Raw genomic sequence first — 17,446 nt, forward strand, 5'->3', positions numbered from 1 at the left:
TGCGCCGTTGAGCGGGCAAGGCAACAGCCGGCCCGCGGAGAACACGATGAGTGACATGACCCCGTCGCAGCGCTACGCCGCCGGCGTACAACGCGGCGACTGGCGCGCCGACCCCGCGCAGCAGGCGGCGCTGGCCGAGCTGGACCGTATCCACGAGGCATTGGTGGACAGCGCGCAGGACGGCTGGCTGGATCGGCTGTCGGCGTTCTGGAAAAAGCCCGAGCCGGTGCGCGGCCTGTATTTCTGGGGCGGGGTGGGGCGCGGCAAGACCTTCCTGGTCGACCTGTTCTACGACGGGTTGCCGATCAAGCAGAAGTACCGCACGCACTTCCATCGCTTCATGCGCGGGGTGCACGAGCAACTGCGCGAGCACGCCGGGCAAAGCGATCCGCTGGCCAAGATCGCGCAGCAGTGGCGCGAGAATTTGCGCGTGCTGGTGCTGGACGAATTCTTCGTCACCGACATCGGCGATGCGATGTTGCTGGCGCGCCTGCTGGAACGCCTGTTCGCCGAAGGCGTGACCCTGGTGACCACCTCCAACACCGCACCGGAAAACCTCTACGCCAACGGCCTGCAGCGCGATAGCTTCATGCCGGCGATCGGCCTGCTGCAGAAATTCTGCGTGGAACTCTATGCCGAAGGCACCGAGGATTACCGCATGCGCGCGCTGACGCGCTCACCGGTGTATCGCGCGCCCCTGGATGCGCAGGCCGACACATGGCTGACGCAGCGCTGGGGCGAGCTGAGCGGAAACTCCGAGCCGCGCAGCGGCAACATCGAAATCGAGGCGCGCAAGATTGCCGTGCGTGCGCGCGGCAAGAGCATCGCCTGGTTCGATTTCGCCGCGCTGTGTGAAGGCCCGCGTGGCCCGGGCGATTACATCGAGATCGCGCGCGAATTCACCACCGTGTTGCTGGGCGGCATCCCGCACTTCGATCGCATGAACGAGGACGCCGCGCGCCGCTTCGTCAATCTGATCGACGAGCTGTACGACCGCCACGTCAACCTGGTCTGCACCGCGCAGGACGCCCCGCCCGCGTTGTACAGCGGCCAGCGCCTGGCCGGCGCCTTCGAGCGCACCGCCTCGCGCCTGATCGAGATGCAGAGCGCCGAGTATCTGGCGACCGCACATCGGGCCTAGACATGCAGACGCGGCCCGGTCCCGGACTGCACAAGATCGTTGTGACCGATCAGGACGGCGACCTGGGCCAGTTCGGCGGCGGTGCCTGGTTGCACGATGCAGCGCTCTGGCCAATGGATCCATCGACCGGCCGACCGATGCTGCCCATCGTCATGCTCACCGGCTTGTTTCTACCTACGGCCTATCTGCCCGACGATATGGTGCTGACGGTCTTCGCCTCGATCGAGCGGCCCGGCGGCGCGGATGGCCGGTCGTCGCTGCGTAGGCTCGCCGTCAACCAGCAAGGTGAGTCCGACAAGCTCGCGCAGGGCCACAGCAAGGTGCTGCTGCATCGACGTGCCGCGCAGGAGGTGTGCGTCGGTGACAGTGCGCGGTTGCTCGGGCGTCATTTCATCGGGCTGCAGCCATTTGGCGACCACGACATGGCCGAAGAGCTGGAAGATGAAGACAGCGGCGCAGGAATGAGCAAACAACTCGGCCGACCATGCTGGTTGCAGGACCCGATCTATACGAGCCCGCGCTACTACTTTCTTGCCCAGTTTGTAGAGGCGGAATTGGGCCGGGTCGATCCCGGCTACGCCGGCCTGTTCGGTGACGGCACTGGTTATCTGTTTGCAGACCAGCGCGCCAGGAAGCTGGGCGACGGCGTTGCGGCGGGACATTTCTTCATCCAATTCACCTGAGTCCTCGCGCCGTGCAGTCGCGCGCGGCCGTGGTACGGCCACCAGCCCCGCAAAAGCGACAGATCAAAAATCGCTTGCAATTAAATCGTGCGCTATGTAAATTGCAGCCATGGACACCGCCACAGCCACTGACGCCCGGACCAACGCGCTGCTGCAGCTCGACAACCAGCTGTGCTTTGCGCTGTATTCGGCCAACCTGGCGATGCACAAGCTCTACCGCGGGCTGCTGAAGACGCTGGACCTGACCTATCCGCAATATCTGGTGCTGCTGGTGCTGTGGGAAACCGACGGCCGCAGCGTGTCGGAGATCGGCGAGCGCCTGTACCTGGACTCGGCCACGCTGACCCCGCTGCTCAAGCGTCTGCAGGCTGCTGGACTGGTCACCCGCACGCGTGCTGCCAGCGACGAGCGCCAGGTGATCATTGCGCTGACCGATACCGGCCGCGCACTGCGCGCCAAGGCCGGGGCGGTGCCGGAGCAGGTGTTGTGCGCCTCAGCGTGTTCGTTGGACGAATTGCGTCAACTCAAGCAGCAACTGGAAACGCTGCGCTCAAACCTCGGCACCGGGTAAGCCGGCCCCGCAAGGTCCGCACGTTTTTGCAACATGTCGTACACGATTTAATCGTCAACTACTCAGCTACATCACGCGCTGACAGCGCTCATTCTGGAGAACCACCATGGCCTCACCTGAAAAAGTCCTCTACACCGCCCACGCCACCGCCACCGGCGGCCGCGAAGGCCGCGCCGTGTCTTCCGACAAGGCGCTGGACGCCAAGCTGTCCACCCCGCGCGAGCTGGGCGGCGCCGGCGGCGACGGTACCAACCCGGAGCAGTTGTTCGCTGCCGGCTACGCCGCCTGCTTCATCGGCGCGATGAAGGCTGTCGCGGCGCAGGACAAGCTCAAGCTGCCGGGCGAAGTGAGCATCGACAGCAGCGTCGGCATCGGCCAGATTCCGGGCGGCTTCGGCATTGCCGTGGAGCTGCGCATCGCAGTGCCGGGCATGGAACAGGCCGAACTGCAGACGTTGGTCGACAAGGCCCACCAGGTCTGCCCGTACTCCAACGCGACCCGCGGCAACATCGACGTCACCCTGACCCTGGCCTGATCCACGCCAGCACCACGCGTAACACGTGGTGGAGTCATAAACGGCCCGGCGCCTGCGTCGGGCCGTTTTTGTTGCAGCAGCAGCGCTCCCCTCAAGAACACAGGCAGCCGGCGTCGCTGTGTCAGCGCGACCTGGCATGGACGCAAGACACGCCAACGAGGCGATGCACCCGCGTCCGGGTGCGCACGCACGCGCTGGCGATGGGCGTCACCGCGCGGCACACTGTTGCGATGACAGTGCCTGCTTCTGCGATCCCGATCGGACTTTCCTGCGCATGAGCGCAACGCGTCCCACCTTGTTGCTGCTCCCCGGTCTGCTCAACGATGCGCAGTTGTGGCAGGCGCAGCGCGTGGCCCTGGCCGAGCTTGCCGACTGCGTGGTCGGCGACATCACCCAGGGCGAGAGCATGCGCGCGCTGGCGACACAGCTGCTGGCGCAGATGCCTCCGCGGTTTGCACTGGCAGGATTTTCCTTGGGTGGCTACGTCGCGCAGGAAATCCTGCGTATCGCGCCGGAGCGCGTGGAGCGGCTGGCCTTGCTGGATACCTCCGCACGTGCCGATTCGCCCGAGCGTGCGGCGCAACGGCGCGCGCAGGAAGCGAGCGTGCGTGGCGCCAGTGCCTTCCACGGATTCGGCGAACGGCTGCTGCGGCACTACGTGCATCCCTCGCGCTGGCAGGACGAGGCCTTGCTGGAGCGGGTGCGTGGCATGACCCAGCGGCTGGGCGTGGAGGTGTTTCTGCGGCAGAACCGGCTGGAGCGGGAAGACGGCCGCGCGCTGCTGCGCGCCTATGCCGGCCCGCTGCTGGTGCTGTGCGGCCAGGACGATGCGATCACCCCGCCCGCATTGCACGAGGAAATGGCCGCACTTGCAGTGCACGCGCGTCTGGTGCAGGTGCCTGCGTGTGGCCATCTGTCGCCGCTGGAACAGCCGCAGGCGGTGTCGGATGCACTGCGGCAATGGCTGCTCGCCTGATACGGCGACAACCGAGCCGGCGTAGCCATGCCTGCCGCTGTGCGATCGCCGTGGGGTGGCATCAACCAGTGTGCGATGAGGTGCTCTGAACCAGCGGTAGTTGGGGAGCAAGCATCAGCATGCCGTCGGCTGATACGTAATGCGTGCATTCCTGCACGCACGGTGTCGCACCTGGTCACGGTAGCCATCCGGCCGAAGCGAATCGTTGTGCCGCCGCAAGGCGCGCAAGTCCGCTTGCGCTGCACCGCCACCGTCACCGCGCGGCAGTCGTCGGCCAGCGCCTGTTCCCGGCGGCCACGCCCCAGCGTGACATCGACCTGTGGCAGGACGTCGGGGCGCCGTAGCGGCGTCTGGGCCTCGCCACGTAAAACGTGAACCGGGTCGAGCATCGTTGCGCCGACATCCTGCAAACGTTTGGCTCACTTGATTCTCACGGTGTATGGTGTGAATTATGTTGCACAGCAGCATCGGAGCTCAGCAATGCTCGACTCACGCATCGAAAAGGTTGATCTGGCACTCACCGAGATTGCCAAGGACCCATCGGAGAAGGTGGCGCTGTGGCAGTGGGCGTGCCGCGAGATGCTGCACGAGACGCTGATCGGCATGCACCAGCTCTCGCACCTGGCGGGCATTTCCCAGCAGGTTGCCAACGACTGGCGCGCGCCGGTGGATGTGATCGCACCCGAGAAGCCCTATCTGGCCCCCTCCGCGCTGGCCGATCGCCGCCTGCCGCAGGTGCTCGATGGCCTGGGCAATACGCATGACGACAACGACCGCGCCATGCTGTGGCGGCTGCGCTATGCCAGCCTGATCGCCGCCACCCTGCAGGGCATGCAGGCACTGGCCGACAAGCACCGCATCGACCGCCAGGCGATGGCACTGGGACAGTGAGCTGACCGCGCTGCGCGGGTGCACAGGCTGTGCTGCCATCCGAGCGTTGGCTTCGTGTCAGACCGCTTGTCTTCAATGCCGGACGGCGGCCTCTTCCAGATGCCGCCAGGCATGCCGCACGATCCAGCGCGCCTGGTCCCAGGGCACCGACAGCAGCGGTTGATAGTGGTAATAGCCGTCCTGCAGCACGCGATACAGCTGCGCCTCGGTCGCGCGCGGATAGGCCAGATAGATGTCGTAGCCGAGCGTAAGCAGCCGGGCATAATCGGCGAAGGCGTAGCCCCCGAGATGGCCTTCGGCGTGGACACCGCGCCAGTAGGCGATCTCGGTGTCGAGATCGACGCTGCGGCGGGTCAAGACGGATGCGCTGTGCATGGGTAGGACTCCGTTGCCGACACTACCCCCTGTGCCCGGCACCGTAGCAGCGCCTGCCGCGTGCAACCAGCACGCGACGACGAGCGGTCGTCGCGGTGGTGATGCCACGGGCCGGACAGCGCCGACCCGTTGCAGCCGGAACCTCAATCCCAGCCGGGTGCGATGGCCTTCGGGTTGGCCAGCCGCTGCCCGCGGTCCAGTACGGCGATCTCGGCCATGTCCTGCTCGCTCAGCCGCAGCGTCTGCGCCTTGAGATTGCTCTCCAGATTGTCGCGCTTGGTCGAGGACGGAATCACCGAATAGCCCTGCTGCAGTGCCCAGGCCAGGGTGACCTGCGCCGGGGTGGCGTCATGGCGTGCGGCGATCGCCTGGATCACCGGGTCCTTCAGCACCTCGCCCACCGCCAGCGTCATGTACGAGGTGACATGGATGCCTTGCTCGCGCAGGAACGCGATCAGGCTGCGGTTCTGCAGGTACGGATGTACTTCGATCTGATTGGTGGCGATGGCCTCGGCGCCCAGGATCTCGATGGCCTGCTTGATCAGCGCGATGGTGAAGTTGGAGACGCCGATCGCACGGGTCAGACCCTGCTGCCTGGCCTCGTTCAAGGCTTCCAGGTAGTCGCGCATCGGCACCTGATCCTTGGGCGAAGGCCAGTGGATCAGGGTCAGGTCGACGTCGTCGGTGCCCAGTTTGCGCAGGCTTTCCTGCAGGCTGGGCAGCAAGGCGCTGCGGTCGAACTTGTCGACCCAGATCTTGGTGGTCAGATACAGCTGATCGCGCGGCAGGCCGGATGCAGCGATGGCCTGGCCGACCTGTTCTTCGTTGTCATAGATCTGCGCGGTATCGACGGCGCGGTAGCCCAACTCCAGTGCATTGCGCACCGAGTCGATGACGACCTGGTCCTTGAGACGGAAGGTGCCGAGGCCGAATGCGGGGACTGTCATTGTGTTCCTTTGGTAATCGGGAATGGGGAATCGTGCATCGCAAAAGCTGATGTCGTGGGGGCGCTGTGAGCCATTAATCCAGTGCGACGACGGCCTTGCCGAAGTTCTCGCCGCGCAGCAGGCTGATCAGGCCCTGCGGGGCGCTATCCAGGCCGTGCAGGACGTGTTCGCGGTACTGGATCTGGCCGTCACGCAGCCACTGGCCCATCTCGCGCAGAAACGCGGGCATCAGGCGGATGAAATCGTGCTGGATGAAGCCGCGTACGGTCAGCCGCTTGCGCAGCACCTGGCCCATGAACTCCGGCAGGCGATCTGGCCCCGGCAAGGCCTGGCCGCGGCTGTTGTAGGTGGCGATCACGCCGCACACTGGGATACGTGCGAAGTCGTTCAATTGCGGCAATACCGCGTCGAAGACCTTGCCGCCGACGTTCTCGAAATAGATGTCGATCCCGTCCGGGGTGGCCGCGCGCAGCTGCTCGGCAAAGTCGTCGGCGCGATGGTCCAGCGCAACATCCACGCGCAGCACCTCGCGCAGGTAGCGCACCTTTTCCTCGCCACCGGCAATGGCCACCACGCGCAACCCCTGCAGACGCGCCAGCTGGGCCACGGTGGCGCCAACCGGTCCGCTGGCTGCCGCCACCACCAGGGTTTCGCCGGCCTGCGGCTTGCCGATTTCGTGCAGGCCGGCGTAGGCGGTGAAGCCGGGCATGCCGTACACACCGAGCGCGGTACTGAGCGGCAGGGCATCGTCCTTGGGCAGCTTGCGCAACGGCGCGGTGGGCGTGAGCAGGCTATGGCTCTGCCAACCGCCGGGCAGTACCAGCAGGTCGCCCGGCTGATAGCCGGCATGGTGCGACTCGAGCACTTCGCCGACGGTGCCGCCTTCCATCACCGCGTCGATCTCCACCGGTGCGGCGTAGGACGGGCCGTCGTCCATGCGTCCGCGCATGTACGGGTCCAGCGACAGGAAGCGGTTGCGCACCAGAATCTGGTCGTGCCCGGTGGGCGGCAAGGCGACGTCTTCAATGCGGAAATTGTCGGCGCTCGGTTCGCCGTGTGGGCGTGAGGCCAGCACGATGCGGCGATTGGTGATCGATGTCATGGGGGATTCCTTGCGGAAAGGGCCGCGCGTGCGCGACCGGGGGAGCGCAGCCGCGATGGCGGATGCGCGCGGAAAGACGCGCGTGGTCGACTGCGTGCGTGATGCAAGCCGATGCGTCAGGCTGCGTCGGCCGGCTCGGGGGCGCTTGCGGCATCGAGCTGTGCAATCTGATCGGCGCTCAACGACAGCTGCGCGGCGGCCAGCACATCGTGCAACTGGGTCACGCTGGTAGCGCTGACGATCGGTGCGGTCAGGCCGGGACGTGCGATCAACCAGGCCAGTGCGATCTGTGCCGGCGTGGCGCGGTGGGTGGCCGCCAGATCGTCCAGCGCCTGCAGAATGCGCAGGCCGCGCGGATTGACGTATTGCTTGACCACCGAGGCACCGCGCGCGCTGCTCTTGCCGGCGTCGTCGGCGCTGCGGTATTTGCCGGTCAGAAAACCGCTGGCCAGCGAGTAGTAGCTGATCACGCCGAGCTCGCGTTCGCGCACCAGCGGCTCCAGCTCGGCTTCATAGCCGGCGCGGTCGTAGAGGTTGTATTCCGGTTGCAGGCTTTCGTAACGCGGCAACTTGTACTGCTCGGAGATATCCAGGGCATCGCGCAGGCGTGCGGCGCTGTAGTTGGACGCGCCGATCGCGCGCACCTTGCCCTGTTCGATCAAGCGGCCGAACGCGGCCAGCGTGGCTTCCAGCGGAATCGATTCGTCGTCTTCGTGCGCCTGGTACAGATCGATCACATCGGTCTGCAGGCGGGTGAGCGAATCTTCCACCGCGGCGGCGATGTTCTCCGGCGACAGGCCCGGATGCTCGCTCCATTTGGCCACCTTGGTGGCGATCAGCACCTTGTCGCGCTTGCCGCTGCGTGCGAGCCAGCGCCCGATGATGGTTTCCGACTCGCCACCGCGATTGCCCGGCACCCAGCCGGAGTACGCATCGGCGGTGTCGATCAGATTGAAACCGGCATCGACGAAGGCATCGAGCAACGCGAACGAGGTCGCCTCGTCGGCGCTCCAGCCAAACACATTGCCACCGAACACGATCGGTTGAACCTGCAGGCCGGAGCGGCCTAGCGCGCGGGAGTGGGTCATCACGGTTGCTCCTGATTCGAACTGCCGACAGGATAGTCATGCGTGCCGATGTTGCGTGTGACACCTGCGTGGATTCAGCGTTCCGCAGATCGCCCTCATCGACTCACGTCGTCTGAACATGTCGTCCGCCGCGCCTGGTGCGGCGCGTCATGCGGCGTACGGATCCGTGCACATGGCAGGCTTCGGGCCGCATGCTAGGCTCGCGCTACTTTTTCCCGCAAAGGGCGCTGCGATGATCCGCAACAAGCTGGTGTGTGCATGTGTGATGGGGATGGCAGTGGCGATGAGCGCGCCACTGGCAATGGCAATCAAACCGGCCGATAGCGCCAGCTTGCCGGCGCCCGATGCGGCGCTGCAAAAAGCCATCGACGGCAACTGGCGCGATCGCGTCTACGTGCAGCGCGACGTCTATCGTCATCCCGGCCAGACGCTGGCGTTCTTCGGCATCAAGCCGACCCAGACCGTCATTGAAATCACGCCGGGCGGCGGCTGGTATTCGGAAATCCTGGCGCCGTACCTGCGCGACAAGGGCAAGTATGTTGCTGCGGTGGTCGACCCGGCGGCGGTGCCGGAGGGGCGCGGCCGCGATTCGGCACAACGTGGGCGCGACGAGCTGGAGAAGAAGTTTGCCGCCAAGCCGGAGGTGTACGGCAAACCGTCGTTCGTTTCCTATGTGCCCAAGACGCCGTCGTTCGGCGTGGACAACTCGGCCGATCTGGTGCTGACCTTCCGCAACGTGCATAACTGGCGCATGGCCGGCAATGCCGAGGCGATGTTTGCCGGCTTCTACAAGGTGCTCAAGCCCGGCGGCGTGCTCGGCGTGGTCGAGCACCGTGCCAAGGCCGACGTGCCGGCCGACGACAAGAGCGGCTATGTCGGCCAGGCGCAGTTGATCGCGATGGCCGAAGCGGCCGGATTCAAGCTCGCCGGCAAGAGCGAGGTCAACGCCAATCCGCGCGACACCAAGGACTATGCCGGTGGCGTGTGGACCCTGCCGCCGAGCAACAACCACGACAAGGCCGACGATGCCAAGTACAAGGCGATCGGTGAGAGCGACCGCATGACCTTGAAGTTCGTCAAGCAGTGAGACGCGGCCTGCATGCCGACGCACCGCGCGTCGGCATGTGGGTCTTTGGCTGCCTGCCGCAGTGCGTCGATGCTGTCATGGCGCGCGGCATGCGATGACTGCGCAAGCGGCTGCACGATCGTAAGGACGCCACGGGCAGCGCAACGACGGCCAGTTGGACCAACGCTGCGCTGGTTTGCATGCGGCAGGCCACTGATGCACAACCGCCCCGCGTAGCGATGCCGGCTGCGTCAGCGTGCAACGCGGTTGCGGGCAGCAGCGCACCGCTTGCCGCTGGTAGCGCGACCTCTTCAACCCGGTGCACGACTCACGCGCCACGCGCGTGGCCGGCAACGACCTTGCGCAACAGGATTGGCATGTTGGTGTTGTTGAACAAACCCTATGGCGTGCTGTCGCAATTCAGCGACCGCTCGCAGCCGCCCAAGCGCACGCTGGCCGAATTCGGTCTGCCGGCCGACGTCTATGCAGCCGGTCGCCTGGATCACGACAGCGAAGGCCTGTTGCTGCTGACCGACGATGGTGCACTGGCGCATCGCTTGACCGACCCGCGCCACAAGCAACCCAAGACTTACTGGGTGCAGGTGGAAGGCGACCCGGAGCCTGCGCAACTGCAGGCCTTGCGCGATGGCGTGCTGCTCAACGACGGCCCGACCCGCCCGGCCGAAGTGCGCAGGCTCGATCCGGCACCGCAGCTGTGGCCGCGCGATCCGCCGGTGCGCGTGCGCAAGACCGTGCCCGATGCCTGGCTGGAGCTGCAGATCACCGAAGGCCGTAATCGGCAGGTGCGGCGCATGACTGCCTCGGTGGGCCTTCCGACCTTGCGTCTGATCCGCGTGGCGATTGGCGACTGGACCCTGGATGCGCTGGCGCCGGGTCAGTGGCGCATCGAACAAACACATGGCGCGCGCCCTGGTAGGACCCGACGCGGAGCCTGATGCATCCGGTACAGCGGTTGCTGCACCGCATGCGGCGCTGAGCTCGATGCATCTTGGACGGCGCTGCTTACCGCACGGCTCATACGGCATGAGCAGCAGGATTGGTAACGCGAGCACAGATGCAACGGTTGCGTACCTGCGTGGCCGATCCACCCTGCGATGCGGCAATACGGCGCGGGTCAGGACAGGCGCGGTAATGACAAGGGCGCGACTAGGGGCAAGCAGCGCGATCACACGCGATCGCTAATCGCTCCGGACTTGCACATGTAGTGCCGCATTCTTCGAGCACGCAAGTGGGTGTCGATGACTTGGCGATTTAACGGTGGCATCGATCGTCGTCCACAAACAAAAACGCCACGGCGCAGGGCCGTGGCGTCATGTTTTTTGCCTGGAAGGACGGCTTACTCGATGCCGTCGCTCGGAGTCACTGCACCGCGACGCTGGTAGGCGGCGCGACGCGCGCTGGCATTGCTGGCGTGTTCGCGGTCCAGACGGTGGACGTTGCCGCCAAGCACCTGCTGGTCACGCTGGCGCTTGCGATACATGGCATAACCGATCAGGCCCAGGCCGGCGACGGCGGCAGCCACGGTGACGGCCGGGTTGCGCTTGACCACTTTGCTGACGACCTTGCCGCCGGTGCGCACGGCACCCAGGGCAGCACCGGTCTTCAGCCATTCGCTGGCGCCTGGACCGAAATGACGCAGGCTGCTGCCTGCATGACGGGCCTGATCGCCAGCGTTGGAGGCGGCGTGACGCAGATGGTCGCCCGCATTGCCAGCCAGTTCCAGGGCACGCTCCAGGGCGCGTTCGGTGATCACAGTCAGCTTGCTCATTGGAGGCGTTTCCTTTCTGAGTACGTGGGCCGCAGTGTGTGGGCTGTTGCGTATAGACGGTGTTAGCGGTGGCAGGGCTTGTTTGGGTTGCGGTTAAGTAATGATGCGGGGCGATGCTGTGATCGGCGTTTACCTGGATCCGGTATCTACGTGGATGCGGCAGAAGCCTGACCTGGCCGGTGTCGACGCTGACGTCGCTTCTCCCGCCGGAAGTAAGGTGCCCGACGGGTGGATGAGGGGACGGGCGAAGCCACGTGCACTTGAGCAGCGCGAGGGCTTCGCCCCGTACCCTCACCCCAACCCCTCTCCCGAAGGGAAAGGGGCTTACATCAGGTACCGCGCGGTTTTGCCCGATGGGTTGCAGTCGCGGTCCATGGATCTTCCGGCCACGGATGTCTGGGATACCGTCCCTTCATCTCCTTTCTGACATCCGGATAGGTCGTGACCCAGAAGCTCTTCAAATCCTGCGTGACCTGCAACGGGCGTCCGCCGGGCGAGAGCAGATGCAGGGTCAGCGGGATGCGGCCGTCGGCGATGCGCGGGGTTTCGGCCAGGCCGAACAGTTCCTGCAGCTTGACCGCCAGCACCGGCGGCAACGGTTGCTCGGCGTGGTCGAGGGCGTAAACGATCTGCCGCTCCATGCCCGAGGGCACGCTGATGCGGGTGGGCGCATGGCGGTCGATCAGCTGGCGGCGGTCCCACGGCAGGGCGGCCTTGAGCGCCTCGCCCAGATTGGCCTCGTCCAGCGCATCCAGGCGGGTCTTGCCAGCGAAGGCCGGGCGCAGCCAGGTGTCCAGTGTCTCCAGCAACGCGGCGTCGGACAGATCGGGCAGTGCAAGCTCGGGCATCCAGGCACGCAACGACTGCAGGCGGGCCCGCCATTGGCGCAGGCCATCGGTCCACGGCAAGGCATCCAGGCCGAGCTGCCGCACCGCCTCGGTCAGCGCACCGGCGGCTTGCGCCGGATCGACGCGGCCGGCCGGGCGGCTGTCGAGCACGATGCGGTCGAAGCTGGATTGCCGACGCGCGACCAGGGCGCGCTTGTCCGCGTCCCACTGCACCAGATCCTGCTGCACGAAACGCTCGGGCACGCTGCGGCGCAGATAGCCTTCGTCCACCGGCGCGGTACGCAACAGCAGCGCGTCCTTGGCTTCGTAACGCAGCTCGCTGGCAACCAGCCAGGGTTCGCCGCGCAGGTCGCTGTGGTCGAACAGGCGCGCGCTGCGGCCGTTGGCCAGCAGGTAGCGCAACGGGTCGCTGGGATGGCGTGCGGCAATGCGGTCGGGGAAGGCGTGCGAGAGCAGGTCGCCGAGCGCGTGCGCTTCCACGCTGGCGGGCGGCGCACTGTCGCAGCGCAGCCGCCGTCGCCATTGTTTGGTGGCGCTGTCGATCGCGGCCAGACCGCCGCGGTTGGCATCGTGCGCGCTGCGGCCTTGGCGGAATGCTGCCAGTGCGCGCCAGCGCGCAGCCAGTCCATCGCCGCCCTGACGCAGCGGGTCGCGCGCTTCCAGCAAGGCGGCCAGGTCGCAGGCCAGCGCCACGCGTGTCGCGTCGCCAGCCTGCGCCAGCATCGCGGCCAGGCGCGGATGGGTGCCCAGCGCGAGCATGCGCCGGCCCAGCGTGGTGATGCCGCCGCCGCCGGTGAGCGCGCCCAGCCGCTGCAGCAATTCGTGCGCGGCGGCCAGCGCACCGGCCGGCGGGGCATCCACGAAGCGCAGCGCAGCGCTGCCCCAGGCGGCCAGTTCCAGTGCCAGGCCGGCCAGCTCCACCTGGGTGATCTCCGCGCGCCGCTGCGGTTCCAGCCGCTGCGATTGCGGCCACAGCCGGTACGCCCAGCCGCTGGCCACACGCCCGGCGCGGCCGGCGCGCTGGTCGGCCGAGGCCTGCGCAATGGTGGTGATGTCCAGGCGCGAGAAGCCGCTGTTGGGATCGTAATGCGGCTCGCGCGCCAGCCCGCTGTCAATGACCACGCGCACGCCGGGCAGGGTGACCGATGACTCGGCGACGTTGGTCGCCAGCACCACGCGGCGGCGGCCGGACGGGTCGGGTTGCAGCACCTGGCTTTGCGCCTCGACCGCCAGCTCGCCGTGCAGCGGCAGCACCTGCACCGCCGGGTCCAGCACGTCCTGCAGCGCGCTGTGCACGCGTGCGATCTCGCGCTGGCCGGGCAGGAACACCAGCACATCGCCCGGGTGGGTGGACAAGGCGTGTTCCACCGCGCGTCGGGTCTGCGGTTCCAGCGCTTCGTCGCGGCGCGCGGGAAAGTGCGCGATCTCCACCGGGAAACTGCGGCCGGCGCTGCTCAGGCGCGGCGCGTCGAGAAAGCCGGCCAGGCGCTCGCCATCCAGCGTGGCCGACATCGCCACGATGCGCAGGTCCTCGCGTACCTGCGCCTGCACGTCCAGCGCCAGCGCCAGGCCGAGGTCGCCGGCCAGATGGCGCTCGTGGAACTCGTCGAACAGCAGCGCGCCGACGCTCTCCAGCATCGGGTCGTCCTGGATCAGCCGGGTCAGGATGCCCTCGGTGACGACCTCGATGCGGGTACGCGCGGAGGTCTTGTTCTCGAAGCGGATGCGGTAGCCCACCGTCTCGCCGACCGTCTCGCCCAACTGGCGCGCCATGAACACGGCGGCGCTGCGGGCGGCCACGCGCCGCGGTTCGAGCATCACGATCTTGCGGCCGGCCAGCCACGGTGCGTCCAGCAAGGCCAGCGGTACCTGGGTGGTCTTGCCGGCGCCGGGTGGGGCTTCCAGCACCAGCCGCGGATGGGCGGCCAGGCTGTCGCACAGCTGCGGCAGCAGGGGGGAGATCGGAAAGGCAGGCTCGGTCATGCGCGGGAAGGATACGGGCACGTCACAGATGGCGCGACGGTCGGGCCGTCGGGTGAAGCCTGTCGGGGAATCCGGAAGTGCTATTACCTTTCGGGCATTCAAGGCTGACTTTGGCGCCGGCGCTGCTTCAGGCCGGCAGCGTGCCTGTCGATAACCGCTGTACTCCCTGATTTGGACGCCCCATGTCTGCTGTCACCCCGAAATTCGTCAGCCTGCAAAGCAAGCTGCTCGGCGCGCTCGCGCTGGGTCTGTCGGTCATCCTGCTGTGTGCCCTGGGCGGTTTGGGCACGGCGTGGCTGAGCCTGTCCGGCAAGGTGCCGCCGGAGGTGGCGCAGGCCTCCAGCAGCGAAGAGATCACCCGCGATTTCCGCCTGCAGGTGCAGGAATGGAAGAACGTGCTGATCCGCGGGCGCGATCCGGCGTTGCTGGACAAGCATCTGAGCGCCTTCCGCGAGCAGGGCAGGAAGGTGCAGGCCAGCACCGAGGCGCTGGCCAAGGCAACCCAGGACCCGCAGGCGCGCACGCTGGCGCAGGACTTTGCCAAGGCGCATCTGGGTCTGCAGCGCAATTACGAAGCGGCGCTGGGCAAGTTTGCCGAGGCCGGCTACGACACCCAGGTGGGCGACCAACTGGTCAAGGGCCAGGACCGCGCGCCCAGCCACACCCTCGAAGAACTGGTGAAGCGCAGCAAGACCCTGGCCGATGCGGCGGTGCTGGCCAGTTCGCAATCGGCGCAGCACAAGCTGGTGCTGTCGGCGGTGGCCACGATCGCTGCGGCGCTGTGCCTGGTGGCAGTGCTGGGCTGGTGGATCCGTCGCTCGATCGTGCGCCCGATCGAAAACGTCGCGCGTGCGGCACGCCAGGTGGCGGCCGGCGATCTGTCGGCGCGTGCGGCGGTCAGTACGCGCGATGAAATCGGTCTGCTCGGCCAGGCCATGGGCCAGGTGGTCAACACGCTCACCGACGTCTCCACCGCGCAGGCCGACATGGCACAGCGCCACGAAGCCGGGCAGATGAGTTACCGCATGGATGCGCAGGCCTTCCCGGGCGCGTACGGCCGCATGGTCGACGACACCAATGGCTTGATCGGCGCGCAGGTCGGTCTGATCGGCGACATGCTGCAGGTGATGCAGCATTACGCGGTCGGCGACATGTCGGTGGACATGCCCCGCCTGCCGGGCGAGAAAGCGCAGATCACCGAAGCGATGGACACCACCAAGCGCAACCTGGCGGCGATCAATGGCGAAATCCGTGGCCTGGTCGATGCGGCTGCGGCCGGCGACTTCGCCACACGCGGCAATGCCGAGGCCTACCAGTTCGAATTCCGCGCCATGGTCAGCGGCGTCAACGGCCTGATGCAGAACGTGGACCAGAATCTGGCCGAGCTGTCGCAGCTGCTCAAGGCGATCGCCGATGGCGACCTGACCGCGCGCATGCACGGCAACCAGCAAGGCGTGTTCGCACGCATGCGCGACGATGCCAATGCCACCGTGCAGCGCCTGACCGATATCGTCGGCGACATCACTGTGGCCGCGCAGACCATTCGCACCGCCTCGGCAGAGATTGCCGCCGGCAACAACGACCTGGCGCAGCGCACCGAACAGCAAGCCGCCAACCTGGAAGAAACCGCCGCCTCGATGGAAGAACTCACCTCCACCGTGCGCCAGAACGCCGACACCGCGCAGCAGGCAAGCCGCGGCGCGCAGGCGGCCGCGGAGATCGCCGGCCGTGGTGGCGAGATGGTGGCCAGCGTGGTCGATACCATGGGCGAGATCGAGGTGTCGTCCAAGAAGATCGCCGAGATCATCAGCGTCATCGACGGCATCGCCTTCCAGACCAACATCCTGGCGCTGAACGCGGCAGTGGAAGCGGCGCGTGCCGGCGAACAGGGCCGCGGCTTTGCCGTGGTCGCCTCGGAAGTGCGCGCGCTGGCGCAGCGTTCGGCCGGCGCGGCCAAGGAGGTCAAGCAGCTGATCGACGCCTCGGTGGACAGCGTGGAGCGCGGCAGCGCGCGCGTGGATCAGGCCGGGCAGACGATGCAGCAGATCGTGCAGTCGGTGCAGCAGGTGACCACGCTGATTGCGGAGATTTCCGCCGCATCGCGCGAACAATCCTCCGGCATCGAGCAGGTCGCCCGCACCGTCAACGACATGGACGAAACCACCCAGCGCAATGCCGCACTGGTGGAAGAAGCCTCCGCCGCAGCACGTGCGATGGAAGAGCAAGCAGTGGAACTGAGCGAAGCCGTATCGGTGTTCCGCCTGGACGCACGCCGGCCAAGCCTGGCGGCTGCGGCTTGATTGCGTGAGGCGTTGTAGCGGCCCAGGTGCAGCTGCTTGAATCAAAAGCCCGGTGCGTCGAGGGCGCGGTGCCCTCGCCACCTGCGGGACACGCCGTGCATCCGTCCGTGGAGGCTCCTTGGCGGCCTCCATGCCGCCAAGGGTCCCGCAAGCGGCGGGGACGCCGCACCGAGCGTTGGTCGGTGGCCCGGTCAAAACCTGTGTTTGCTTTGGAGTTCGAGATCGCCTTGTTCATGGCTTGCCTGTTGCTCGAATTCGATTGAGGGCCAACTGGGCTCCCACAATCCGAACAACGCACATCGTGCATTGCTTGCACCAAGCACACCGACCATCTCGCTTGGTCCTTGCCCGCCTACCGTCGCGGGACCTTACGCGGCATGGATGCCGCGTAAGCGCCTACACGGACGTACTTGCGGCGTGTCCTGCGATGGTGGGCGGGCAAGGACCCTGCAACCAAGCCGCAGATCGACCGCTCCAGATCCATCGCTTCACGACCGCTCTATCCGCACCATCCAGTCACTTCGAGACACACGAAACTGCGCTAAAAACCTGCGGATTCAAGTCGCAGCGTCGTCGGACGACCAAGCCAGGCCAAGCCAGGCCGACCTCAGCGCCCGGGCATCAACCCGCTTCGCGCATCCGCGCGGTCAGGCCCTTGAGGAAGGCGCGCAGCAGCTGGTCGCCGCAGGGGCGAAAATTCTTGTGGCCGGGCTGGCGGAACAGCGCGGACAGTTCCGGCTTGGACAGCGGGAAGCCGGCGCTGGCGAAGATGGCGTGCATGTCCACGTCTTTCAGCTCGAAGGCCACGCGCAGTTTCTTCAGCACCAGGTTGTTGCCGACGCGGGTTTCCAGCGGGCGCACCGGCTGGCTCTCGTCGCGGCCGCGAAAACGCAGCACCAGGCCATCGAGGAAGCGTGCCAGCATTGCGTCGGTGCAGGGCTCGAAACCGGGCTCGTCTTCCTTCTTCAGCCAGGCCTGTACCTGCGGCTTGTCGAGCGCGAACTCCGGGTCGGCCAGGTGAGTGATCTCCACCACCTTGTCGTCGCTGAGGTCGAGCATGTAGCGGATGCTGCGCAGTACATCGTTGTGGATCATGACAATTCCGGGGCCCCGGCCTGTCGCCGGAAAGGCGCCATTCTACGGGGCCGACG

The 17,446-nt window shown here is 66.6% G+C and carries 16 protein-coding genes; 9 read left to right on the forward strand and 7 right to left on the reverse strand.

The window, feature by feature from the left end; translation table 11 throughout:
- Positions 1-46: 46 nt before the first annotated feature.
- From zapE to ACCQ04_RS01355, 6 genes are all read left to right on the forward strand, one after another.
- The gene (zapE, locus tag ACCQ04_RS01330) at positions 47-1,141 is read left to right on the forward strand and encodes a cell division protein ZapE (RefSeq protein ID WP_226427035.1); all 1,095 of its coding nucleotides are present in this window, start codon (positions 47-49) and stop codon (positions 1,139-1,141) included.
- Positions 1,142-1,143: 2 nt separating this feature from the next.
- Complete coding sequence (locus ACCQ04_RS01335) at positions 1,144-1,824, forward strand: hypothetical protein (protein ID WP_506191512.1); 681 nt, start codon at positions 1,144-1,146, stop codon at positions 1,822-1,824.
- 109 nt (positions 1,825-1,933) lie between these two features.
- Positions 1,934-2,395 (forward strand): MarR family winged helix-turn-helix transcriptional regulator, encoded by a 462-nt coding sequence (locus tag ACCQ04_RS01340; protein WP_047127839.1) that lies wholly within the window; start codon positions 1,934-1,936, stop codon positions 2,393-2,395.
- A gap of 106 nt (positions 2,396-2,501) precedes the next feature.
- On the forward strand, positions 2,502-2,930 hold the full coding sequence (locus ACCQ04_RS01345) for an organic hydroperoxide resistance protein (RefSeq protein ID WP_226427033.1): 429 nt from the start codon (positions 2,502-2,504) through the stop codon (positions 2,928-2,930).
- Positions 2,931-3,204: 274 nt separating this feature from the next.
- Positions 3,205-3,906 (forward strand): alpha/beta fold hydrolase, encoded by a 702-nt coding sequence (locus ACCQ04_RS01350; protein WP_184432496.1) that lies wholly within the window; start codon positions 3,205-3,207, stop codon positions 3,904-3,906.
- Between the two features lie 480 nt (positions 3,907-4,386).
- Positions 4,387-4,797, forward strand: coding sequence for a hypothetical protein (locus tag ACCQ04_RS01355; RefSeq protein WP_226427032.1), 411 nt, complete (start codon positions 4,387-4,389; stop codon positions 4,795-4,797).
- A gap of 72 nt (positions 4,798-4,869) precedes the next feature.
- On the opposite strand, the gene ACCQ04_RS01360 is transcribed toward ACCQ04_RS01355, so the two are convergent.
- The 4 genes from ACCQ04_RS01360 to ACCQ04_RS01375 all read right to left on the reverse strand — a co-directional run bounded on the left by ACCQ04_RS01360 (position 4,870) and on the right by ACCQ04_RS01375 (position 8,309).
- Positions 4,870-5,172 carry a hypothetical protein gene (locus ACCQ04_RS01360; protein ID WP_024938997.1) on the reverse strand — a complete coding sequence of 101 codons (303 nt, stop codon included), beginning with the start codon at positions 5,170-5,172 and terminating at the stop codon, positions 4,870-4,872.
- A 143-nt stretch (positions 5,173-5,315) separates the two neighbouring features.
- Positions 5,316-6,119 (reverse strand): 2,5-didehydrogluconate reductase DkgB, encoded by an 804-nt coding sequence (dkgB, locus tag ACCQ04_RS01365; RefSeq protein WP_226427031.1) that lies wholly within the window; start codon positions 6,117-6,119, stop codon positions 5,316-5,318.
- Positions 6,120-6,192: 73 nt separating this feature from the next.
- Positions 6,193-7,221 carry an NADPH-dependent curcumin/dihydrocurcumin reductase gene (curA, locus tag ACCQ04_RS01370; RefSeq protein WP_226427030.1) on the reverse strand — a complete coding sequence of 343 codons (1,029 nt, stop codon included), beginning with the start codon at positions 7,219-7,221 and terminating at the stop codon, positions 6,193-6,195.
- 116 nt (positions 7,222-7,337) lie between these two features.
- On the reverse strand, positions 7,338-8,309 hold the full coding sequence (locus ACCQ04_RS01375; RefSeq protein WP_024938994.1) for an aldo/keto reductase: 972 nt from the start codon (positions 8,307-8,309) through the stop codon (positions 7,338-7,340).
- A gap of 232 nt (positions 8,310-8,541) precedes the next feature.
- Here ACCQ04_RS01375 and ACCQ04_RS01380 point away from each other — a divergent pair, with 232 nt between their 5' ends.
- Both ACCQ04_RS01380 and ACCQ04_RS01385 read left to right on the forward strand, forming a co-directional pair.
- Positions 8,542-9,396, forward strand: a complete 855-nt coding sequence (locus ACCQ04_RS01380) for a class I SAM-dependent methyltransferase (protein ID WP_226427029.1) — start codon at positions 8,542-8,544, stop codon at positions 9,394-9,396.
- 356 nt (positions 9,397-9,752) lie between these two features.
- On the forward strand, positions 9,753-10,331 hold the full coding sequence (locus ACCQ04_RS01385) for a pseudouridine synthase (protein ID WP_104626053.1): 579 nt from the start codon (positions 9,753-9,755) through the stop codon (positions 10,329-10,331).
- A 401-nt stretch (positions 10,332-10,732) separates the two neighbouring features.
- On the opposite strand, the gene ACCQ04_RS01390 is transcribed toward ACCQ04_RS01385, so the two are convergent.
- A complete protein-coding gene (locus tag ACCQ04_RS01390) occupies positions 10,733-11,164 on the reverse strand; it encodes a hypothetical protein (RefSeq protein WP_104593690.1) in 432 nt (143 codons plus the stop codon).
- Positions 11,165-11,493: 329 nt separating this feature from the next.
- Positions 11,494-13,995, reverse strand: coding sequence for an ATP-dependent helicase HrpB (gene hrpB, locus ACCQ04_RS01395; RefSeq protein WP_372358631.1), 2,502 nt, complete (start codon positions 13,993-13,995; stop codon positions 11,494-11,496).
- Between the two features lie 182 nt (positions 13,996-14,177).
- Between hrpB and ACCQ04_RS01400 the strand changes: the two genes are divergently transcribed.
- Positions 14,178-16,295, forward strand: a complete 2,118-nt coding sequence (locus ACCQ04_RS01400; RefSeq protein WP_275945960.1) for a methyl-accepting chemotaxis protein — start codon at positions 14,178-14,180, stop codon at positions 16,293-16,295.
- A 621-nt stretch (positions 16,296-16,916) separates the two neighbouring features.
- Here the strand turns inward: ACCQ04_RS01400 and ACCQ04_RS01405 are convergent.
- The gene (locus ACCQ04_RS01405; RefSeq protein WP_016901421.1) at positions 16,917-17,390 is read right to left on the reverse strand and encodes a YehS family protein; all 474 of its coding nucleotides are present in this window, start codon (positions 17,388-17,390) and stop codon (positions 16,917-16,919) included.
- Positions 17,391-17,446: the final 56 nt, after the last annotated feature.

Origin of the sequence: Xanthomonas sp. NCPPB 2866 (genome assembly GCF_041475745.2) — a bacterium.
Taxonomy (GTDB): domain Bacteria; phylum Pseudomonadota; class Gammaproteobacteria; order Xanthomonadales; family Xanthomonadaceae; genus Xanthomonas; species Xanthomonas arboricola.